Source organism: Brachybacterium phenoliresistens, assembly GCF_039530785.1.
GTDB lineage: Bacteria > Actinomycetota > Actinomycetes > Actinomycetales > Dermabacteraceae > Brachybacterium > Brachybacterium phenoliresistens.
Genome location: NZ_BAAAOW010000010.1, coordinates 127038 through 146540, shown reverse-complemented (window position 1 = coordinate 146540; position 19503 = coordinate 127038). Strand labels below are relative to the sequence as shown.

The 19503-nt window shown below is 72.5% G+C and carries 19 protein-coding genes and 1 tRNA gene; 7 read left to right on the top strand and 13 right to left on the bottom strand.

Annotation, left to right across the window (positions count from 1 at the left end):
* Window positions 1-345 precede the first annotated feature (345 nt).
* The gene (locus ABD234_RS16965; RefSeq protein WP_038374019.1) at window positions 346-795 is read left to right on the top strand and encodes a globin domain-containing protein; all 450 of its coding nucleotides are present in this window, start codon (window positions 346-348) and stop codon (window positions 793-795) included.
* Between the two features lie 166 nt (window positions 796-961).
* Here the strand turns inward: ABD234_RS16965 and ABD234_RS16960 are convergent.
* From ABD234_RS16960 to ABD234_RS16950, 3 genes are all read right to left on the bottom strand, one after another.
* Window positions 962-1034 (bottom strand) — tRNA-Arg (locus tag ABD234_RS16960).
* Window positions 1035-1191: 157 nt separating this feature from the next.
* Window positions 1192-2079 (bottom strand): SGNH/GDSL hydrolase family protein, encoded by an 888-nt coding sequence (locus ABD234_RS16955; protein WP_084148630.1) that lies wholly within the window; start codon window positions 2077-2079, stop codon window positions 1192-1194.
* Window positions 2080-2114: 35 nt separating this feature from the next.
* Window positions 2115-2717, bottom strand: coding sequence for a cell division protein CrgA (locus ABD234_RS16950; RefSeq protein WP_084148631.1), 603 nt, complete (start codon window positions 2715-2717; stop codon window positions 2115-2117).
* Window positions 2718-2923: 206 nt separating this feature from the next.
* Here ABD234_RS16950 and ABD234_RS16945 point away from each other — a divergent pair, with 206 nt between their 5' ends.
* Both ABD234_RS16945 and ABD234_RS16940 read left to right on the top strand, forming a co-directional pair.
* Window positions 2924-3691, top strand: a complete 768-nt coding sequence (locus ABD234_RS16945; RefSeq protein WP_084148632.1) for a class E sortase — start codon at window positions 2924-2926, stop codon at window positions 3689-3691.
* Between the two features lie 3 nt (window positions 3692-3694).
* The gene (locus tag ABD234_RS16940) at window positions 3695-3871 is read left to right on the top strand and encodes a hypothetical protein (RefSeq protein ID WP_198025460.1); all 177 of its coding nucleotides are present in this window, start codon (window positions 3695-3697) and stop codon (window positions 3869-3871) included.
* 159 nt (window positions 3872-4030) lie between these two features.
* On the opposite strand, the gene ABD234_RS16935 is transcribed toward ABD234_RS16940, so the two are convergent.
* From ABD234_RS16935 to ABD234_RS16895, 9 genes are all read right to left on the bottom strand, one after another.
* The gene (locus tag ABD234_RS16935) at window positions 4031-4675 is read right to left on the bottom strand and encodes an anthranilate synthase component II (RefSeq protein ID WP_038374021.1); all 645 of its coding nucleotides are present in this window, start codon (window positions 4673-4675) and stop codon (window positions 4031-4033) included.
* A gap of 1 nt (window position 4676) precedes the next feature.
* The gene (gene pknB, locus ABD234_RS16930) at window positions 4677-6890 is read right to left on the bottom strand and encodes a Stk1 family PASTA domain-containing Ser/Thr kinase (protein ID WP_038374023.1); all 2214 of its coding nucleotides are present in this window, start codon (window positions 6888-6890) and stop codon (window positions 4677-4679) included.
* Window positions 6887-8311: a serine/threonine-protein kinase gene (locus ABD234_RS16925; RefSeq protein WP_038374024.1), complete on the bottom strand. Its 1425-nt coding sequence runs from the start codon at window positions 8309-8311 to the stop codon at window positions 6887-6889. Before ABD234_RS16925 ends, pknB begins: the two co-directional genes overlap by 4 nt.
* Window positions 8308-9753 carry a peptidoglycan D,D-transpeptidase FtsI family protein gene (locus ABD234_RS16920; RefSeq protein ID WP_038374025.1) on the bottom strand — a complete coding sequence of 482 codons (1446 nt, stop codon included), beginning with the start codon at window positions 9751-9753 and terminating at the stop codon, window positions 8308-8310. The genes ABD234_RS16925 and ABD234_RS16920 overlap by 4 nt, the downstream gene beginning before the upstream one ends.
* Window positions 9750-11162: an FtsW/RodA/SpoVE family cell cycle protein gene (locus ABD234_RS16915; RefSeq protein ID WP_051487089.1), complete on the bottom strand. Its 1413-nt coding sequence runs from the start codon at window positions 11160-11162 to the stop codon at window positions 9750-9752. The genes ABD234_RS16920 and ABD234_RS16915 overlap by 4 nt, the downstream gene beginning before the upstream one ends.
* The gene (locus ABD234_RS16910) at window positions 11162-12553 is read right to left on the bottom strand and encodes a Stp1/IreP family PP2C-type Ser/Thr phosphatase (RefSeq protein ID WP_038374027.1); all 1392 of its coding nucleotides are present in this window, start codon (window positions 12551-12553) and stop codon (window positions 11162-11164) included. Before ABD234_RS16910 ends, ABD234_RS16915 begins: the two co-directional genes overlap by 1 nt.
* Window positions 12550-13053 (bottom strand): FHA domain-containing protein FhaB/FipA, encoded by a 504-nt coding sequence (locus ABD234_RS16905; RefSeq protein WP_038374028.1) that lies wholly within the window; start codon window positions 13051-13053, stop codon window positions 12550-12552. The genes ABD234_RS16910 and ABD234_RS16905 overlap by 4 nt, the downstream gene beginning before the upstream one ends.
* Window positions 13054-13060: 7 nt before the next feature.
* Complete coding sequence (locus tag ABD234_RS16900) at window positions 13061-13777, bottom strand: FHA domain-containing protein (protein WP_038374029.1); 717 nt, start codon at window positions 13775-13777, stop codon at window positions 13061-13063.
* Between the two features lie 292 nt (window positions 13778-14069).
* The gene (locus ABD234_RS16895) at window positions 14070-14774 is read right to left on the bottom strand and encodes a L,D-transpeptidase family protein (RefSeq protein ID WP_051487090.1); all 705 of its coding nucleotides are present in this window, start codon (window positions 14772-14774) and stop codon (window positions 14070-14072) included.
* Between the two features lie 219 nt (window positions 14775-14993).
* On the opposite strand from ABD234_RS16895, the gene ABD234_RS16890 reads away from it, so the two are divergent.
* From ABD234_RS16890 to ABD234_RS16880, 3 genes are all read left to right on the top strand, one after another.
* Window positions 14994-15827, top strand: coding sequence for a serine hydrolase domain-containing protein (locus tag ABD234_RS16890; protein WP_038374073.1), 834 nt, complete (start codon window positions 14994-14996; stop codon window positions 15825-15827).
* The gene (locus ABD234_RS16885) at window positions 15824-16639 is read left to right on the top strand and encodes a serine hydrolase domain-containing protein (protein ID WP_038374032.1); all 816 of its coding nucleotides are present in this window, start codon (window positions 15824-15826) and stop codon (window positions 16637-16639) included. Before ABD234_RS16890 ends, ABD234_RS16885 begins: the two co-directional genes overlap by 4 nt.
* Before the next feature lie 150 nt (window positions 16640-16789).
* Window positions 16790-17200: a DUF3817 domain-containing protein gene (locus tag ABD234_RS16880; RefSeq protein ID WP_084148634.1), complete on the top strand. Its 411-nt coding sequence runs from the start codon at window positions 16790-16792 to the stop codon at window positions 17198-17200.
* A gap of 48 nt (window positions 17201-17248) precedes the next feature.
* Here the strand turns inward: ABD234_RS16880 and folP are convergent, their stop codons facing one another.
* Window positions 17249-18193 (bottom strand): dihydropteroate synthase, encoded by a 945-nt coding sequence (folP, locus tag ABD234_RS16875; protein WP_038374033.1) that lies wholly within the window; start codon window positions 18191-18193, stop codon window positions 17249-17251.
* 153 nt (window positions 18194-18346) lie between these two features.
* Here folP and ABD234_RS16870 point away from each other — a divergent pair, with 153 nt between their 5' ends.
* On the top strand, window positions 18347-19495 hold the full coding sequence (locus tag ABD234_RS16870; RefSeq protein ID WP_038374034.1) for an NAD-dependent epimerase/dehydratase family protein: 1149 nt from the start codon (window positions 18347-18349) through the stop codon (window positions 19493-19495).
* The last annotated feature ends 8 nt before the right edge of the window (window positions 19496-19503 follow it).

Below are 19503 nucleotides of genomic sequence, written 5' to 3'. Positions count from 1 at the left end.
AGCCCGTCCTAGCAGTACTGGCCTCATCAAACACCTCCATGTCGTGGGGTGTTGCGCTGACCGTTGGAACCCGCCCGAGCAAAGTGGAACAGAATCGCGCATTTTCTCGAGCGCGTCGAGCAGGCTTCCCGCCCTCCCTGCGCCCGTCGAGCAGGCCTCCGGCCTTCCCTTCGCCGGCCGAGCAGGCCTCTGGCCTTCCCTGTGCCTGCCTGGCAGACGCCGCCGGGCATGCGCCTCTGCGCAGGCGCGCTCCCGTCCCGCGGACGCCCCCGCTGCCCGGGGTGCGCCCGCGGGGCGGGCGTCCCGTGCCCCGGTCGGTGCTCGGGACAGGTATAGCCTTCCGGCATGAGCACGCTGTACGAGGACGTCGGCGGATACGACGGGATGCTGCGCCTGGCCGCGGCCTGGCACGAGCGGGCCCTCGCGGACCCGGTGGTCGCGCATGCGTTCAGCCACGGGTTCCGGGCCGATCACACCGAGCGCCTGGCTGCCTACCTCACCGAGAGCATCGGCGGCCCGCCCTGGTACAGCGAGAGCTGCGGCACGGAGTCCGATGTCGCCCGGCTCCATGGGGGGAACGGGCCGCACGAGGAGATGGACCGTCGCGGCATCGGCTGCTTCGACGCGGCGATCCGGGACATCGACCTGGACCCGCAGTCCTACCCCGGAAGCCGCCTCCATGCGCTGTGGTCCGCGGGCACGGAGCGCTTCGCGCAGCACAGCGACGGCGTCGAGGACATCCCCGACGGCCTCGAGATCCCGCGGTTCGACGACGACCGCCGCGACGCCGGGTGACCGTCCCGGAGCGACGGGCTCCAGGGATGACAGGCGCGGGGGAACGACGGGCCCAGGGGATGTCACGCGCCAGGACGACAGGCCCCCGGGAATGACGAGCGTCCGGGACAGCCGGCTCGGGGAACGGCGAAGGCCCCGTCACCGGGGTGACGGGGCCTTCGATCTGTGCGCCCGGAGGGATTCGAACCCCCAACCTTCTGATCCGTAGTCAGATGCTCTATCCGTTGAGCTACGGGCGCCTGCCAGCTGCGCTGACTCGATAGATACTACGCGGTCCCGGTGCCCCGCGCCAATCGAGAAGGGCGGAAGCGAGCTACATCACTGCAGGCGGCAGGCCGGAACGGTCCGGGCCCCGGGAGGGTGGTCCACGCCACGGGAGCGCGCCCGGCGATCGGCTCAGCGGACGCTGTCCGAGGAGCCGGGCGGCATCGGGCTGCCGAAGACGGGGGCGGCCTGCGGACGCTTGGGGCGCACCCCATCGCCGGAGGACTCCCGTCGCAGGCGCCGCAGCACCCAGGGGCCCAGGTGCTCCCGCGCCCACATCAGGTCCTCGAGCCGCGCCTCGCGCCAGGGCCGCAGCAGCGGATCGCCGGCGTCGTAGGGCTCCATGGCATGCGGCACGCCCAGCGCGTCGAGCACCGCGATCGCGATGGTCCGATGCCCGACCGGGGAGAAGTGCAGACGGTCCTCCGCCCACATCGCCTCGTGCGTGAGGGCGCGCAGCGCCCACAGGTCCACGACGACGCCGCCGTGGCGCTGGGCCACCGCACGCATGTTCTCGTTGTAGATCGCCACGCGCCCCCGGATCAGGTGGAACACCGGGGTGGATCCGACGTCGGGCCCCGTCCAGGTGATGACGGTCGCGCCGGTCGCGGTCAGACGGCCCACGGCATCGTCGAGCGCCGCAGCGATGACGTCGGGGTCCCCGCGCCGCAGCACGTCGTTGCCGCCGGCGAAGATGCTCACCAGGTCCGGCTCCAGGGCGAGCGCCGGCTCCAGCTGCTCGGCGAGGATCTGCTCATAGAGCCGGCCGCGGATGGCGAGGTTCGCGTACTCGAAGCCGGGCGTGTCCCGGCCCAGCTCCTCGGCCACGCGATCGGCCCAGCCGCGATGGCCGCCGGGCACCTGGGGATCGGGGTCGCCGATGCCCTCGGTGAACGAGTCCCCGATGGCCACGAAGCGGCGCCACGGGTGCCGGGGCGAGCGGGCGCCCTCGGCGTCGGCCCCGCCCGTCTCTCCCGTGTCGACTGCCGGGTCCTGCCGGTGCTCGTGCTGGACGTCCATGCCGTATCCCCCTCCGGTGCCGGCGCGGCGCCGGCTCACTTCCAGAACATCAGGGCGCCGCCGCCGATGACCATCACGCCGAATCCGACCGCGAGGTTCCAGTCGCCGATGGGCAGCGGGAGCTGGCCGGCGGTCAGGTAGTACGTCACCAGGTAGACCAGGCCCAGGATCAGCATGGTCACCGCGAACGGCGCCAGCCACTGAGGGTTCGGGGTCGGCGCGGCGACGCGTCGGCGCGTGGTGCGGCTGCGCTCGGCCTCCGCGGACTTCTTCGCCGAGGCCGTCGCGGCGGCATCCTTCGCGGCAGGGGATGCCTTCGCTGCGCGGCGCACCGGGTCCTTCGCGGCCGCGGGCGTGGAGGACTTCGCCGCGGACTTCGCGTCGGACGCCTTGCGCCCGCGCTTCCCCGCGGCGGCGTCCTCGGCGTCATCGGCCGCGTCCTCGCGCGTCTCGGCGTCGGAATCGGCGTCCGCCGCGGCATCCGCGTCCGCCGTCACGGCGTCCTCGGTGTCGACCGCGGTGTCCGCCTCCTCGGCGCCCGTCGCGGCGGTGCCCTTCTCGTCGTCGGCGACGACGGCCTCGGCCTTCGTGCCTGCGGTGGCCCGCCCCGTGCGGCGATTGCGCTTCTTGGCCGCCATGCGTCCCAGCTCCGTTCCCTGTGCCGTCCTGCGTGCACGCCTCACGGCGGCACCGCTCGCGGCCCGCCGTGCGCGACGGGCCAGGGACCAGGGTATAAGGCGCGCCTGCACGGCGCGACGCGGAGCGCCGGGCGTGGAGCGTCTCGCGGAGCACGGTCCGCCCGCCTACGATGGGCGCAGGAGCTCCAGAGCGCAAAGGATGCCGGATGACGACGACCCGAGGTGCCGCCCCGACGCATCGTGCAGACCGTCCCGCGGCCATCGGCCGCAGAGGCCGGCTCCTCGGCGGAGCGATCGGAGTGCTCGGCGAGGTGCTGCTGACCCTCGGGGCGCTGCTCGTGCTGTTCCTGGGCTGGCAGCTGTGGTGGACGGACGTCGTCGCCGACCGCGACCAGGAGCAGATCATCTCCCAGCTCGAGGACGAGTGGGGCGACGTGGACGCCCAGAGGATCGCCGAGCCGCGCACCGACGAGCCGCCCGTCCCCGCGACGCCCCAGGACACCATGGTCTTCGGGACGATGTACGTCCCGGGCTTCGACCGGGTCCGCGTGCCCGTGGCCGAGGGCGTGTCCCTCGAGAAGGTCCTCAACGTCAAGGGCGTCGGCCACTATCCGGGCACGGCCCTGCCCGGGCAGGTGGGCAACTTCGCCGTCGCCGGCCATCGCAACACCTACGGCCGCCCCCTCGAACAGATCGACAGGCTGCAGGAGGGGGACCCCATCGTCATCGAGACGGCCGATGCCTTCTACGTCTACGAGGTCACGGAGTCGCTGATCGTCGACCCCGAGGACGTCGAGGTCATCGCCGAGACCCCGGGGCAGCCGGGCGTCCCCGCCAGCGAACGGATGATGACGCTGACCGCATGCCACCCGATGTTCTCCGCGCGGGAGCGCTACATCGTGCACGCGAAGTTCGCCCACTGGACCGACCGCGCCGACGGCATCCCGCCGGCGCTCGAGAACGTGGAGGTCTGAGCGATGTACGCCTGGATGTTCCGCCATCTGCCCGGCCCGCTGTGGCTGCGCATCGTCATCACGCTGCTGCTCCTGGCGGCGCTGATCGTCGTCCTGTTCCAGTGGGTGTTCCCGGCGATCGCGCCCTACATGCCCTTCAACTCGGGCACCCTCGACGCCCTGGGAGCCTCCGCGCCGTAGACGCCCGGCAGGGCGCGCCGCCGGGCCCGCGCCGGGCGAGGGCGCGCGAGGCGAGGGTGAGCGAGGCGAGGGCGCGCGAGGCGAGGACCCGCGAGGCGATGACGCGCGGGACGACGGGAGCCGTCGCGCAGCGCAGCGGGAGGGTCTTGGCGCCGGCGCTCAGGACCCGGCGAGGAGCGGGGCGAGGCCGGCGGAGCGCTGCTCCGCACCGATGCCGTCGCACAGCTCGAGGAAGCGGCCCAGCAGCAGGTGCCCGCTCTCGGTGAGCACGGATTCCGGGTGGAACTGCACCCCGTGCAGGGGCAGGGTCCGATGCGACAGGCCCATCACCACCCCGTCGGCGGTCCAGGCCGTCACCTGGAGGACATCGGGGACGGTCTCGGGGACCACCGTGAGGGAGTGGTAGCGCGTGGCCGTGAACGGCGAGGGCAGCCCCGCGAACACGCTCGCGCCCTCGTGGGCGACCACGCTGGTGCGGCCGTGCATGAGCTGCGGGGCGTGCGTGACGGTGCCTCCGAAGTACTGCCCGAGCGCCTGGTGGCCCAGGCAGACGCCCAGCATGGGGACCTCGGCCTCGGCGCAGGCGCCGATCACGTCGAGGGTGCGCCCGGCGGTGCTGGGGTTCCCGGGGCCGGGGGAGACCAGCACCCCGTCGAACCCGGTGAGGTCCACGGCCCCGTCGCCGGCGGTCGGGACGGCGTCGTTGCGCACGACGGTCGTCTCCGCCCCCATCTGCTGGAGGTAGCCGACGATCGTGTAGACGAAGCTGTCGTAGTTGTCGACGACGAGGATCCGCGCGCCCATCTCAGCCCCTCCCGCCGGCGGCGTTCCCGTTGCCGTTCCCGCTGCCGTTGCCGTTCCCGTTGCCGGGCGCGGCCTCATCGGTCGTCGGATCCGCGGAGGGCTCCGTGGTCGGATCCTCCTGGTCGGGGGTGGGCGTCGTCGGCTCCGTGCTCGGCGTGGTCGGGTTCTCCGTCGGCGTCGGCGCGGTGGTCTGCTCCGGGCCGGAGGAGACGACGACGGTGACGGAGGACCCGTACTCGGCCTGCTCGTTGCCTTCGGGATCGGTGCGGATCACGACGCCCTCCGCGACGGAGTCCGAGGGCTCGTACTGCGGCGGGTTCATGCCGAACCCGGCCTCGGAGAGCCGCGTCCGGGCGTTGTCCAGGGTGTCTCCCGCGACGTTCGGGACGGTGACCGGGCCTCGCTCGCGGGCCACGAAGATCTGCACCGTCGATCCGTTCGCGACGGGGTTCGAGGCCGAGGTCGGGTTCTGGCTGAGCACCGTGCCCGGCTCCTCGTCGGGAGCTTCCTGGTCCTGGACATCGGCCACCAGGCCGGCGTCCTCGATGGCCTTCTTCGCGCTCTCCTCGTCCAGGCCGACGAGCTGCGGCACGGCGACGTTCCCGGTCGCGACCCAGAACTGGACCTGGGTTCCCTGCGTGACCGGGGATTCGGCGCGCGGATTGGTGCGGGTGACGGTGCCGGCCTCGGCCTTGGCGACGTCCTCGTCCGCCTGGTAGGCGGGCTCCAGCCCGGCGTCGCGGATCAGCTGCTCGGCATCTGCTCGGGTCTTGCCGGAGACGTCGGGGACCTCCGTGTCGGCAGGCCCCGAGGACAGAGTGACGTTCACCGTGTCGCCTGTCTCGGCCGATTCGCCGGGCGCAGGATCCGACGAGATGAACAGTCCCTTGTCCACCTCGGTCGAGGAGACCGACTCGAAGGCGGGCGTCAGCCCCACTTCGTCGAGCTTCACGGTGATCTGATCGGAGTTCAGCCCCGTGAGGGTCGGCACCGTGACGGTCTCCGGGCCCGGCGGATCCCAGGGGCGCAGGATCGCGAGCGAGGCGCCGATGACCGCGAGGACGGCGATCGCGACGAGCACGAACAGCCACACGGGGCGGCGGTGCTTCTCCTCGGCGACGAGCTGCCCGTCCTGGGCGGCGAGCGGGCCGGTGCCGCCGTCGAGCGGGGACGCGGCGGATCCCGCCGCGTAGCCGGCGCCGGCGGCGCCTCCCGCGACGGCGGCGTGGCGACCGGTGGTGCGGGTCGGGGACAGGGCCTCGGTGGGGAGGTCCGCGGCGCTGAGCACCGTGGTGGTCTCCGCGTCGGAGGCGGCACCGGCGCTCCGGGCCGCCGCCCCGCCGACGAGCTGCGGGGTGCGGCCGCCCACGACGGCCTGCAGGTCGCGGGAGAACTCGGCGGCGCTCGGGTAGCGCGCCTCGCGGTCCTTGGCGAGGGCGGTCAGGAGGACCTGGTCCATCTCCGGGGTGATCGCCGGGTTGAAGACCGAGGGCGCCTGCGGCGCCTCGCGCACATGCTGGTAGGCGATGGACACGGGGGAGTCGCCCGTGAAGGGCGGCCGGCCGGTGAGCATCTCGTACAGCACGCAGGCCGCGGAGTACAGGTCGGTGCGGTTGTCGACCAGCTGCCCGCGCGCCTGCTCCGGGGAGAGGTACTGGGCGGTCCCCATCACGGCCTGGGTCTGCGTCATGGCGCTGGCGGCATCGGCCACGGCGCGGGCGATGCCGAAGTCCATGACCTTCACCGCGCCGGTGGCGGTGATCATGACGTTGCCGGGCTTGATGTCGCGGTGGACGATCCCCGCGTCATGGGAGAACTCGAGCGCGGACAGCAGCGCCGTGGTGATGCGGACCGCCTGCGCGGCATCCATCGGGTTCTCGGGGTCGATGTATTCGCGCAGGGTGTGGCCCTCCACGTACTCCATCACGATGTACGGGACGCCGATCTCGTTGCCGGCGGCATCGCGGGAGGTGTCCTCGCCCGTGTCGTAGACCGACACGATCGAGGGGTGGTTCAGCCCGCCGGCGCTCTGCGCCTCGCGGCGGAAGCGCTCCTGGAAGGTGGCATCGCGCGCGAGATCGGAGCGGAGGATCTTGACCGCCACGGTGCGGTGCAGACGGGTGTCCTCCGCGAGGTACACCTCGGCCATGCCGCCGTGCCCGAGCAGCCGGCCCACCCGGTATCTGCCCGAGAGCACGAATTCGTCTGCGTTCACTGTCCAACCGTCCTCAAGGTCGATCCGTCCATCGTAGTCGGCGCGCTCGCGGCGTCGCCCCAGGTCTCGGCGCCGGGCAGGACCGGGGCCGAGATGTCGGCGGCCGCGCCGAAGGGCAGCACCCCCGTCGCCCCGGCGATCGCCGCGGCGACGATCACCACGAGCAGCACCAGCAGCAGCAGGCCCGGCACGCTCAGCGGGCCGATGCGCGCACCGGTGCTGGTCCCGCGGGAGGTGCGCTCGTGGCGGTCCCCGCGCGCGGCGGCATCGGCCGGGGCCGGGTTCGCCGAGGAGGCCGAGGCGGCGCTCGCGGCGGAGCCCCCCGAGGACGCCGAGAATCCGCGCGGCGCCGAGGACGCCGACAGCGCGCTCGCCGCGGAGCCGCCGGAGCGGTGGCGGATCCCGCGCCCGGACAGCGGCAGCGGCATGGCCGCGGTGCGGGTCCCCGTCGGGGACGGGGAGGAGGTGCCCTCCGCGGGCGGCGAGCCGGCGGCGTTCCCTCCCGTACCGGTCCCGCCGGTGGCGTTCCCGCCGGTCCAGTCGTGGTCCTCGACCCGGGTGACGGGGATGGCGCCGGTGGTGAAGCGCGGCTCCACGCCCCGCTGGATCGCCTCGAGGATGCGGGCGACCGCCGCCGCCGAGCGCGGCCGGTTCGCGGGCGCCTTGGCGAGGGTCATCGCCACCAGGCGCCGCAGATCGGCGTTGATGTCCTCGGGCAGCTCCGGCGGCTGCTGCTTGACCTGCGCCATGGCGATCTCGACCTGGGTCGCGCCGGTGAAGGGCCGGTGCCCCACGAGCATCTCGAAGGCGACGATCCCCAGCGCGTAGATGTCCGAGAGCGAGGTGGCCTGCTTGCCCATCGCCTGCTCGGGGGAGAGGTACTGGGCGGTGCCCATCACCAGTCCCGTCTTGGTCAGGCGCGCCTGGTCGGAGCTCCGGGCGATGCCGAAGTCCGTGATCTTCATGGACCAGTCCGCCGCCTCGTCCACGAGGATGTTCTCGGGCTTCACGTCGCGGTGGACCACGCCCTTGGCGTGGGCGGCGTCCAGCGCGCGGGCCAGCTCGATCAGCACGCTGATGACGCGCTTCTCGGGCAGACCGCCGGGGTTCTCCTCGATGATGTCCGAGAGGGGGCGGCCGGCGCACAGCTCCATGACGATGTAGGCGCGCCCGTCCAGCTCCCCGTAGTCGTACAGGGCCGCGATGGCGTCGTGGCTGAGGGAGGCGGTGTGGCGGGCCTCGGCGCGGAAGCGCTTGAGGAAGCCCTCGTCGCCCGCGTACTCCTCGCGCAGCACCTTCACCGCGATGTCGCGGTCGAGGTCCTGGTCGCGTCCCTTCCACACCTGGCCCATGCCTCCGGTGGCGATGAGGCTCGTCAGCTCGTAGCGGCCCTCCAGCACCAGGCCTGCTTCGGTTCTCACTGGTCGATCACCGCTTCCATGACGTCCTTCGCGATCGGTGCCGCGACCTGCGACCCGTATCCGCCCTCCTCGACGATCACCGCGACGGCGACCTTGCGGTCCCCGGCCTGGGCGTAGCCGACGAACCACGAATGGGCGGGGCGGCCCTCGCCCCATTCGGCGGTGCCCGTCTTCCCGCCGACCTCCACGCCGTCGATCTGCGCCGCGGAGCCGGTGCCGTCCTCGACGGTGGCCACCATCATCTCGCGCATCTGCGCGGCGTTGGCGGCGCTCAGCGGCTGCGAGCGCTCCTGGGGGGAGAGCTCGCTGACGGTGCGGAGGTCCTGCGTGCGCACCGACCGGACCAGGTTGGGCTCCATGACGACGCCGTCGTTGGCGAAGGAGCCGGCGACCATGGCCATCTGCAGCGGCGTCACGCGGTCCTCGTACTGGCCGATGGAGGTGGTGGCCAGCTGCGCGTCGTCCAGGTCGCTGCCGATCCTCGAGGGCGTCACGCCCAGCGGGATCGACATCCGGTCGCCGAAGCCGTACTCGGCGGTCTTGGCCTGCAGGGTCTCCGCGCCGAGCTCCACGCCCAGCATCGCGAAGGACGTGTTGCAGGACTGCTGCAGAGCGGACTGCAGGGTCGAGCGGTCGTCCGGTCCGCAGGGCTCCTGCCCGCCGCCGGCGTGGTTGTTCATCACGCTCGAGGAGCCCGGCAGGGTGTACGTCCCCGGCCCCGGGATCACCGAGTCCTTGGTGTAGCCGCCGGAGTCCAGCGCGGTCGCGGCGACCAGCAGCTTGAACGTGGAGCCCGGGGGGTAGAGGTCCCCGGCGATCGCCCGGTTGGACAGCGGGCGCTCCGGGTCCTCGTTGAGGTCGGACCACGCCTGCGTGACGGCGCCCGTGTCGTGGGAGGCCAGCTGGTTGGGGTCGTAGGAGGGCGTGGAGACCATGGCGAGGATCTCGCCGGTGGTCGGGTCCAGGGCGACGACCGCGCCGCGCCGGTCGCCCAGGGCCTCGTAGGCGACCTGCTGCGCCTCCGCGTCCAGTGTCAGCTCGACCGTCGCCCCCTGGGTCGCCCGGCCGGAGAGGGTGTCGGCGATCCGCTGGTAGAACAGCGAGTCCGCATCCCCGGAGAGGGTGTCGTTCAGGGAGCGCTCGAGCCCCGCGAAGCCGTAGCGCACCGAGTAGTAGCCGGTCACCGGGGCGTACATGCCGCCCGGCTCGTAGGTGCGCAGGTAGCCGTAGGTGTCGTCGGATTCCTCGGACCAGGCGATGGGGGTGCCGTCCACGACGATCGGCCCGCGGTTGCGCCCGAACTCGTTGTAGAGCGTGCGGGAGTTGCGGCCGTCGGCGTTGAGCCGTCCCGCCGCGAACACCTGGAAGTACGTCGTCGAGGTGAACAGCAGCACGAACAGCAGGGCGATCACGAGCCACACGTGGCGCAGGGGCTTGTTCATCGGGCGCCCTCCGCTCGGGTGCTCGCGCTCGCGGCGGGCGCCGCGGCCGGGGCCGAGGACGCGAGGCCGGGCACCTGGCGGGCCGCGGGCCGGCGCGCCGCATCGGAGAGCCGCACCAGGATGCCGACCACGATCCAGTTGCACACCAGGGAGCTGCCGCCCGAGGCGAGGAACGGCAGGGTCAGGCCGGTCAGCGGGATCACCCGGGTGATGCCGCCGACGACCACGAACACCTGCAGCGCCAGGACGAAGCCGAGCCCGCCGGCCAGCAGCGTCCCGAACCCGTCGGAGATGCCGACGGCCGCGCGCAGGGCCCGCTCGACGAGCACCAGGTACAGCACCAGCACCGCGAAGGCGCCGATCATGCCCATCTCCTCGGCGATCACCGTGTAGATGAAGTCGGAGTGCGCGAAGGACACCACGTTGGGGCGCCCCTCGCCGAGGCCGGTGCCGGAGATCCCGCCGTTGGCCAGTCCGAACAGGCCGTTGTTGATCTGGCGGCAGCGGTCGAAGTTCTCCGAGGACATCGGGTCCAGCCAGCAGGTCAGACGGGTGCGCACCCGGGCGACCTGGGTGACGGCGATGATCGCCGGCGGCACGAACATGATCGCGCCGATCACCAGCCAGCTCAGGCGGTCCGTGGCGACGTACAGCATCGCCACGAACAGGCCGAAGAACATGATCGAGGTGCCGAGGTCCGTCTCCACCACGAGCACCGCGAGGGAGAAGGCCCACGCCACCAGGATGGGGCCGAAATCGGCCCAGCGCGGGAACTGGATCCCCAGCACCTTGGGGCCGGCCAGGGCCAGGGTGTCGCGGCGCGAGACGAGATACCCGGCGAAGAACACGGCGAAGAAGATCTTCGCGAGCTCGGCCGGCTGGAAGCTGTAGCCGGCCACCTTGATCCAGATCCGCGAGCCGTTGATCTCGGAGCCGATGAAGGGGAGCATCGGCAGCAGGAGCAGCGCGGCGCCGCAGACGGCGGCGATCCAGGTGTAGCGGCGCAGGATCCGATGATCCCGCAGGCCGACGAGGACCAGGGAGCACACCACGATCCCGACCACGGCCCACAGCTCCTGCCGGTCGGCGTAGCTCGTGGTGCGGGAGGTGTACAGGCCGATCGCGGAGTCCACCGAGGCGATCACGGCGATCCCGATGAGGTTCAGCAGCAGCGCGATCGGCAGGATCACCGGGTCCGCGTACGGCGCGCGCCAGGTGACCACCAGCTGCAGCACCACGGCCAGCACCACGGCGCCGATGCCGTACTGCAGCAGGTCATCGGGCAGCTCCTGGAACCGCCCCAGCCCCACGAGGGCGTAGGCGGTCACCCCGATCGCCACGGCGAAGGCCAGCATCAGGGCCTGTAGGGTGCGACGGGGGCGCGCGGTGTACGAGACGACGGTGGCCACTACCGCGCCTGGTCCTCGGTCGGGGGCGCGGGCGAGTCGACCGTCGCCTCCGGGGTGGCCGGGGCGGTCGGCTGCACGGTGCCGGGCACGACGGAGCCCCCGGCATCGCCGGCCCCGCCGGCGTCGCTCGCACCGCCGCCGTCGCTGGGGGCCGCGGTCTGCTGCGGCGTGAGGTCCGCGGTCTCGCCCTCGAGGCGGTCGACGATCGCCTCGGCGTCGGCGAGATCGGCCGCGGTGATGGTCGCCTCGACCTGCTGGCGGGTGATGGGCGTCAGCGCCTCGAGCTCGACATCGGTGGTCTCCACCGGCGTGGACAGGGAGATCGGCCCCAGGTCCTGGGACAGGCCCCGGTAGATGACGACGTTCGTGCCGTCGCTGCCCACGTAGTACTGCCGCTGGGACCATCCGTATCCCGCCCAGGCGGCGCCGACCAGCAGCGCCAGCAGCAGGGCGAGGGTGACCAGCGCGGGCCAGACGCTGCGCCGCGGCGGCTCGTCCTCCTCGTCGAAGTCGTCGTCGGAGTAGGCGGGCTCGGCGTCGGTGCGCCCGAGGGCGGCGGCCTTGGCGGCGGGGCCGGAGCCCGCCGTCGGCTGGTTGCGGTTGCGGGCCGCGGAGCCGACGATCTGCGGGGTCGCCGACGGCGCCTCGACGCCGCGCGGCAGCGCGTCGAGGTCCACCACGTCGGCGATGATGCAGGTGATGTTGTCCTGCCCGCCGCCCTTGAGGGCCAGCTGGACGAGTGCATCGGCGCACTCGCCGGGATCCTCGATCTCCTGCAGGGTCGCGTCGATGGTGCGCAGGCTGACCAGGCCGGACAGGCCGTCCGAGCACAGCATCCAGCGGTCGCCCGCATGGGCCGAGCGCAGGGACAGGTCGAGCTCGGGATCGGAGTCCACATCGCCCAGCACGCGCATGATCACCGAGCGCTGGGGGTGGCGCTCGGCCTCCTCCTCCGTGAGCCGGCCCTCGTCGATGAGGCGCTGGACGAAGGTGTGGTCCTTGGTGATCTGGGACGTCTCGCCGTCGCGCAGCAGGTAGGCGCGGGAGTCGCCGATGTGGGCGAGGGCGAACTTGCCCTCCGCCCGCAGCAGCGCGGTGACGGTCGTGCCCAGGCCCGCGAGCTGGGGCTCGTCGCGCGCCCGGCGCAGGATCGCCTGGTTCGCCTCGAGGATCGAGCGCTCCAGGGAGGCGACGATGTCGGAGGCCGGGGTCTCGGTGTCCAGGCTGGCCAGGTGGGCGATGGCCACCGAGGAGGCGACGTCGCCCCCGGCGTGGCCGCCCATGCCGTCGGCCACCACCAGCAGGTGGCTGCCGGCATAGCCGGAGTCCTGGTTGTTCGAGCGCACGAGGCCGACGTCGGTGCGGGCGGCATACCGCAGGGCGAAGCTCATCGCGGACCTCGTCTCAGCTCGATGACGGTGCGGCCGATCCGCACCTGTGCGCCCGGCTTGAAGGGCGCCGATCCCTCGATCTTCCGTCCCGACAGCAGGGTGCCGTTGGTCGAGCCGAGGTCCTCCACGAACCACTCGTCATCGCGCTGGTAGACCCGCGCATGCCGGTTGGAGGCGTAGTCGTCGTCGAGCACGAGGGTGCACTCGGGCGCGCGGCCGATGAGCACCGGCGTCGCCCCGAGGGTGAGGGTCGTCCCGCGCAGGTTCCCCGCCGTGACCACGAGGACGGTCGTCGTCGGGGCGGGCTCGGTGCGCAGGGACGCGGCCTGCGAGGGATCCGCCGTGGGGCGCTGCTCGCGCCGAGGATCCGGCTTGCTGCCGCGGCTGAGGACGGTCGTGCCGAACAGGTCCCCGCGCAGGATCAGCAGCACCGCCACGACGAACAGCCACAGGGCGATCGTGAAACCGATCCGCAGGGCATAGATGGTGAGTTCGCTCATCGGCCGATCACTGCCCCGCGCCCGGGGTCGCATCGGGCAGCAGGATCGTCATGCGGGTGCGCCCGATCTTGATCAGGGAGCGGTCGCGCAGCGTCACGGGGGTGCGGATCCGCTCCCCGTCGACGTAGGTGCCGTTGGTGGAGCCGAGGTCGGTCGCCACGACGATGCCGCCGTCCTCGGCGCGCAGCTCGATGTGGTGGCGCGAGACGCCCGTGTCCTCGAGGATGATGTCGGCGTCGCCGCCGCGGCCGATCACGGTGATCGCACCGGTCAGCAGGTACTGCTGCTCGTCGATCTCGAGGATCGGGTGGCCGCCGGGGGCGGACTGCATGCTCGAGGTCGCCGGGGCGACGCTGCCGCGCTCGGTGCGCGACTCCGTCTCGAAGCGGCCCTGGCGGACCTCGTCGTCGCGCTCGAGGGTCACGCTGACCCCGCCGACGAACATGTAGCGCTGCTTGTCGGCATGCTCGACCACCACCCGCTCGAGCTCCTCGACCAGCGTCTCCTGCCAGGAGGCGAAGCGGTCGTAGTCGACCGAGTGCAGGTACACGCTGTAGGCGTTGGGGGCGAGGGTCCGCGTCCGGTCGAGAACCTGGATCTGGTCGTCGCACTCGCGCTTGAGGCCCTGAGCCAGGTCGAGCGGCTTCAGCTGGCCGCGACCGGGGGAGAAGATGCTCGTGACCCCTCGGTCCAGGCCGCGTTCGATCCGATCCAAGATCCCCACGGTGGTCCTCCGCAATCGTGCAGGTCGGTCTTCGGCGCTTGGGTGCGGGCGGCGGACCGCCCGGGCCGGCGTCCTCGGACGAGGTCGCTCGCCGTCGATCGTAGCGTGAAGGACCCTGCCGACCACCCCGCCACGGCGGGGGATCCCGGGCAGGAGCTGTGCAGGCGGTGTGGAGGGGCGTGACGCACGCCGCCCTGCCCTGCCCCGGGGAGCGGGGCAGGGCGGCGGGTCGATGCGTGCTGCGCGCGGGCGCTCGTTCCTCGCCCCCGCTGCGGTCGGAGCCTTCGTCGCCTCAGCGCACCTTCACGCGCATGCCGATGCGGAACCAGCCCACGGACCACAGGCCGTCGCTCGCGGCGACCGAGATGCGCGAGCAGCCGTGGGAGGCCGGGTAGGTCGGGATCGAGGTGGATCCGTGGATCGCCCAGCCGCGGTCGTAATAGCCGGGACGGTAGAGACGGCCCAGCGGGGCGTCCTGCCAGCCGGAGCTGTAGAGCCGGTACATGGTCCAGTCGCCCTTCGGGGTGGTGGCCGTCTTCCATCGGCCGCCCGAGTAGTAGCGCTCCCCGCTGCCGGTCGAGGTGTTGAACACGTGCATGAGGGTGCCGCCGCTGACGGCCAGCAGCAGCTGCGAGCTCAGCACGACCTCGAAGCCGGAACCGGAGATCGTCTTGCGCGGCAGCACGCCGTCGCTGAGGGCGGCGCGGGTCTTCGGGCCGACCACGCCGTCGGTGACCAGGCCCGCCGCCTTCTGGAGGGCCCACACCGCCTGCTGGGTCACGGGCCCGAAGCTGCCATCGGGGAAATCGCACCAGTAGCGGCGCCGGTTCAGCTCCTGCTGGAGGCGCCTGACCTCCTCGCCGCGGTCGCCGCGGCGCAGGGTCGTCAGCGCCATCGCCGGCGCCGCCCCCGCGGCCAGCGCGGCGGAGAGCGTCCCCGCCCCGACGAACAGGGTGCGCCTGCTCGGGGTCGGCACATGGATCGTCGTCTCGGGCATGGTTCCTCTGTCCTCCGTCGTCAGGTCCCCCGCCGGCGGCCGGTCCCCCCGGACCGCCTGCGCATCGGCCCCGCTGGGTCCGCGGCGGTCCGGCAGGTGCCGGAACCGCCCGGGTCCGATGGGAATACCCTGGGCGGCCGGACGAGGGTAAACAACCAGTAAAATGTGAAGGATCTGTGTGGGTTGCCCGGCGGGCTCGTGGCCTGGGAGGCTGGGACGGTGGACAGCACCTCGCGCATCGACGCCGCGGCCCTCGCCGCCGACCTCCCCTTCCCCCACGCCGTCGGCGTGACCTCGCCCGCGCAGACCCTCGCCGTCACCGGCGACGATGCCCGCGTGATGCCCCTGGCGTCAGTGTCCAAGCCGATCACGGCGCTCGGCGCGCTGGTCGCGGTGGAGCGCGGATACCTGTCCCTGGACGAGCCGGCCGGCCCCGAGGGCTCCACCATCCGCCACCTGCTGGCGCACGCCGCGGGCTACGCCTTCGACGCCCGCCAGGAGCTCGCGCGCCCCGGGGCGCGGCGCATGTACTCCAACGCCGGCTTCGAGGTGCTGGGGGAGCAGCTCGAGCTGGCCACCGGCTACGAGGTCGGCGAATGGCTCGAGACCACCGTGTGCGGACCCCTGGGGCTGCGCGACCTCGAGGTCGACGGCTCCCCGGCGGCCGGCTTCCGCGGCAGCATCCGCGACCTCCTCGCCATCGGCCGCGAGCTGCTGAGCCCCACCCTGATCGGCGCGGAGCTGGCCGAGCAGGCCCGCAGCGTCCAGTTCCCGGGCCTGGCGGGCCTCCTGCCCGGCTACGGCCGGCAGAACCCCAACGACTGGGGCCTGGGGATGGAGATCCGGGCGCACAAGTCCCCGCACTGGACCGGGGCGCTGAGCTCCCCGCGCACCTTCGGCCACTTCGGCCAGTCCGGCTCGTTCCTGTGGGTGGACCCCGAGGCGCAGCTGGCCGCGGCGTTCCTGGGGGAGGAGCCCTTCGGCCCCGCCCATGCGGCCGCCTGGCCCGGGCTGACCGACGCGATCCTGCGCGCCCACGGCATCGGAGCATGAGCGCGCTGGACGTCCTGGACGAGCTGCCCTTCGAGGGCGCCGCCATCGTCCTGGGCCCCGAAGGGGTGCGCGAGCGCCGCGGCGACACGCGCCGCGAGCGTCCCTGGCGCTCGGTCACCAAGACCCTCACCGGCTACACCGCCGCGATCGCGCTCGAGGCCGGCACGGTCGACCTCGACGATCCCGCCGGCCCCGAGGGCTCGACCCTGCGCCATCTGCTGTGCCACGCCTCGGGCTACTACTACGGCTCGGACAGCACCCTCCAGCCGCCCGGCCGGCGCCGCCACTACTCCAACTACGGCATCGACAGGGCCGCCGAGCACATCGGCCGCCGCGCCGGCCGGGACTTCGCCGACCTGGTCCAGGAGGGCGTGCTGGACCCGCTGGGGATGACCGGGGTGCGCTGGACCGGATCGGCCTCCGTGGGCGGCTTCTCGCCGCTGGAGGACCTCGCCCTGTTCGCCCTCGAGCTGCTGCGCCCCACCCTGCTGGGGCCCGAGGCCTTCGCCGCCGCCACGACCGAGCAGATCCCCGGGCTCAAGGGCGTCATGCCCGGCTTCGGCTCGCAGGACCCCAACCCCTTCGGCCTCGGCTTCGAGGTGCGCGGCACGAAGTCCCCGCACTGGACCGGTCGCGGCAACGACCCGGCGACCTTCGGCCACTTCGGCATGCTCGGCACGGCCCTGTGGGTCGACCCGGCGGCCGATGTCGCCCTGGTCCTCGGCACCGACCACGAGTTCTGCGACGATCACCGCCGCGTGCTGCCCCTGCTGGCCGACGCCGTCCTCGCCGAGCACGCCCGGCGGCGCTGACCCGTTCCCCCGGGCCGGATCCCGGAGACCGGTTCGCTGGTCCGGCGGGTGCGGCAGCGGTGCCGGGACGCTCCCAGGCGCGCCTGGGAGGATCGACGGCGGCGCCACGCCCGTCCAGATCCGCTCCCGTCCTTCGGAGGACACTTCGCCATGAGCACCCCGCAGACGCCCGAGACGCTCGACAGCGCACCCGAGACCGCCTCGACCGGCCCCGCATCGGCCGACTCCGCATCGACGGCCCCCGCATCGGCCGAGGTCTCGCCGCTCGGGCGGATCTTCGCGATCGTCGCCTTCGTGGAGGCGTTCACCTGGGCCGGACTCCTGGTGGGCATGTTCCTGAAGTACGTGACCGGCACGACCGAGGCCGGGGTGTGGCTGTTCGGCCGCCTGCACGGCGGGGCCTTCATGCTGTACGTCGTGCTCGCCCTGCTGAGTGCGTGGAAGCTGCGCTGGCAGTGGTGGGTCGCCCTGGTCGCCCTCGCCGCCGCGATCCCGCCGCTGGTGACCGTGCCGCTGGAGATGTGGCTGCGCCGCACGGGCCGGCTCGGACGCCGGGGCTGAGGCCGCCGCTGCGGCGTCAGGCGTCGTGGCCGTCCGTCGTCGTGGCCGTCAGGCGTTGTGCACGAGGGGGCCCACGGGGTCCCGGCTGCCGTCGATGATCTCGAGCATGCGCACCAGGCGCACCGTCTCGCGCACGTCGTGGACCCGCAGGATGCGGGCGCCGCGGGCGATCACCCAGGCCGCCGCCGCGAGCGAGCCCTCCAGGCGCTCCTCCTTGGGCAGCCCCAGGGACTCGCCGATCACGTCCTTGCGCGACAGCGCCGCGAGCACCGGAAGGCCGAAGCCGGAGAACTCGTCCCAGCGCCGCAGCAGCTCGAGGGTCTGACGGGTGCTCTTGTTGAGATCCGGACCCGGGTCCACGATGATCCGGTCCTCGGCGATGCCCGCCTCCCGGGCGAGGGCGACGCCCTCCGCGAGCCGGCTGCGGACCTGCGCGACCACGTCGTCGTAGTGCGGGCGGGGGAGCTCGGTGCGGGGCGCGGCGAGGGAATGGGTCACCACCACGCTCGCCCCGGTCCCCGCGACGACGGTCGCCATCTCCGGGTCGGAGAAGCAGGTGGTGTCGTTGATGAGGTCGGCGCCGGCGGCGATCGCCTCCCGGGCGACGGAGGCATGGAAGGTGTCCACGCTCAGGCGCACCGCCGGGGCCTGCTCGCGCAGCGCCGCGATCACCGGCACCACCCGCTCCGCCTCCTCGGCGGCGGGCACCGGCGCTCCGGGGGCGAACTTCACCCCGCCGATGTCGATGATCGCCGCGCCCTCGGCCGCCGCGGCCAGCCCGCGGTCCACCGCCGCCTGCAGCTCCCAGGTGGCGCCCTGGTCGAAGAAGGAGTCGGTGGTGCGGTTGACGATCGCCATCACGCTCACCCCGTCGACGGGCAGCGGTCGCGGTCCCGAGCCGGGGTCGGTGCGTGGCGACGCCGACCCAGGGGCGCGCGATCCCGCCGCCTCGGGGCGCGACTGCGCCGCGGCCCCGCCATGCGTGTGCGACATGTCCGTTCCTCTCGAGTTCATCGGCCCGTCCCCGTCCTTTGAGGGTTCTGGGACCTCGATGAGGTTAGATGACGGGACTGCCATTTTCCCCCGCCCGATCCGCGGCCCCGCGCGCCGGGCGGAACGACCACCCCCCTTGGGAGGAATCACGACATGAAGATCGTCGTCGCCGGCGGAGACGGATTCTGCGGCTGGCCCACTGCCCTCTACCTCTCGCAGAAGGGTCACGAGGTCACCATCGTCGACAACCTCGTGCGGCGGGAGATCGACGAGGAGCTCGGCTCCAACTCCATGACCCCGATCCTCCCGCTCGAGGAGCGCGTGGCCGCGTGGAAGGAGATCACCGGTCTCGAGATCGGCGTGCGCATCGAGGACCTCACGGACTACGAGGCCGTCTCCGCGATCTTCCAGGAGCTGCAGCCCGAGGCGTTCGTGCACTTCGCCGAGCACCGCAGCGCCCCCTACTCGATGATCGACCGCGAGCACGCGATCGAGAACCACCGCAACAACGTCGAGGGCACGCTGAACGTGCTGTGGGCGATCAAGGACTTCGCCCCCGACTGCCACCTCGTCAAGCTCGGCACGATGGGCGAGTACGGCCAGCCGAACATCGACATCGAGGAGGGCTGGATCGAGATCGAGCACAAGGGCCGCAAGGACCGCCTGCCGTTCCCCAAGCAGCCCGGCTCGTTCTACCACCTCACCAAGGTGCACGACAGCGACAACATCATGTTCGCCTGCCGCATCTGGGGCATCCGCGCCACCGACCTCAACCAGGGCGTCGTCTACGGCCTGGAGACCGAGGAGACGCGGAAGGACGCCCGCCTGGCCAACCGCTTCGACTACGACGCGGTCTTCGGCACGGCGCTGAACCGGTTCCTGATCCAGGCGGCCATCGGCCACGACCTCACCGTCTACGGCGGCGGCTCGCAGACCCGCGGCTACCTCAACATCCAGGACACGGTGCGCTGCATCGAGATCGCCTGCCAGAACCCGGCCGACCGCGGCGAGTTCCGCGTGTTCAACCAGTTCACCGAGCAGTTCTCCGTCAACGAGCTGGCCGAGAAGGTGCAGAAGGTCGCGAAGGACCAGGGCATCGACGTGGAGATCGCCCACATCGACAACCCGCGCGTGGAGAAGTACGACCACTACTACAACGCGGTGAACACGAACCTGCTGGACCTGGGCCTGCAGCCGCACCTGCTGACCGACGAGGTCCTCGCCGAGATCCTCACGGTCTCCCGCGCGAACGCGGAGCGCGTGCGCCGCGAGCTGGTCCTGCCCACCGTCACCTGGAAGTGATGATCCGC

Excerpts from the sequence above, each read along its gene's own strand:
- ABD234_RS16940 (WP_198025460.1), top strand. The coding sequence starts at position 3,695 with ATGTACGCCTGGATGTTCCGCCATCTGCCCGGCCCGCTGTGGCTGCGC.
- folP (WP_038374033.1), bottom strand. The coding sequence starts at position 18,193 with ATGTCGCACACGCATGGCGGGGCCGCGGCGCAGTCGCGCCCCGAGGCG.
- ABD234_RS16920 (WP_038374025.1), bottom strand. The coding sequence starts at position 9,753 with ATGAACAAGCCCCTGCGCCACGTGTGGCTCGTGATCGCCCTGCTGTTC.
- ABD234_RS16935 (WP_038374021.1), bottom strand. The coding sequence starts at position 4,675 with ATGGGCGCGCGGATCCTCGTCGTCGACAACTACGACAGCTTCGTCTAC.
- ABD234_RS16885 (WP_038374032.1), top strand. The coding sequence starts at position 15,824 with ATGAGCGCGCTGGACGTCCTGGACGAGCTGCCCTTCGAGGGCGCCGCC.
- ABD234_RS16945 (WP_084148632.1), top strand. The coding sequence starts at position 2,924 with ATGACGACGACCCGAGGTGCCGCCCCGACGCATCGTGCAGACCGTCCC.
- ABD234_RS16910 (WP_038374027.1), bottom strand. The coding sequence starts at position 12,553 with ATGAGCTTCGCCCTGCGGTATGCCGCCCGCACCGACGTCGGCCTCGTG.
- ABD234_RS16965 (WP_038374019.1), top strand. The coding sequence starts at position 346 with ATGAGCACGCTGTACGAGGACGTCGGCGGATACGACGGGATGCTGCGC.
- ABD234_RS16870 (WP_038374034.1), top strand. The coding sequence starts at position 18,347 with ATGAAGATCGTCGTCGCCGGCGGAGACGGATTCTGCGGCTGGCCCACT.
- ABD234_RS16895 (WP_051487090.1), bottom strand. The coding sequence starts at position 14,774 with ATGCCCGAGACGACGATCCATGTGCCGACCCCGAGCAGGCGCACCCTG.
- ABD234_RS16905 (WP_038374028.1), bottom strand. The coding sequence starts at position 13,053 with ATGAGCGAACTCACCATCTATGCCCTGCGGATCGGTTTCACGATCGCC.
- ABD234_RS16880 (WP_084148634.1), top strand. The coding sequence starts at position 16,790 with ATGAGCACCCCGCAGACGCCCGAGACGCTCGACAGCGCACCCGAGACC.
- ABD234_RS16950 (WP_084148631.1), bottom strand. The coding sequence starts at position 2,717 with ATGGCGGCCAAGAAGCGCAATCGCCGCACGGGGCGGGCCACCGCAGGC.
- ABD234_RS16955 (WP_084148630.1), bottom strand. The coding sequence starts at position 2,079 with ATGGACGTCCAGCACGAGCACCGGCAGGACCCGGCAGTCGACACGGGA.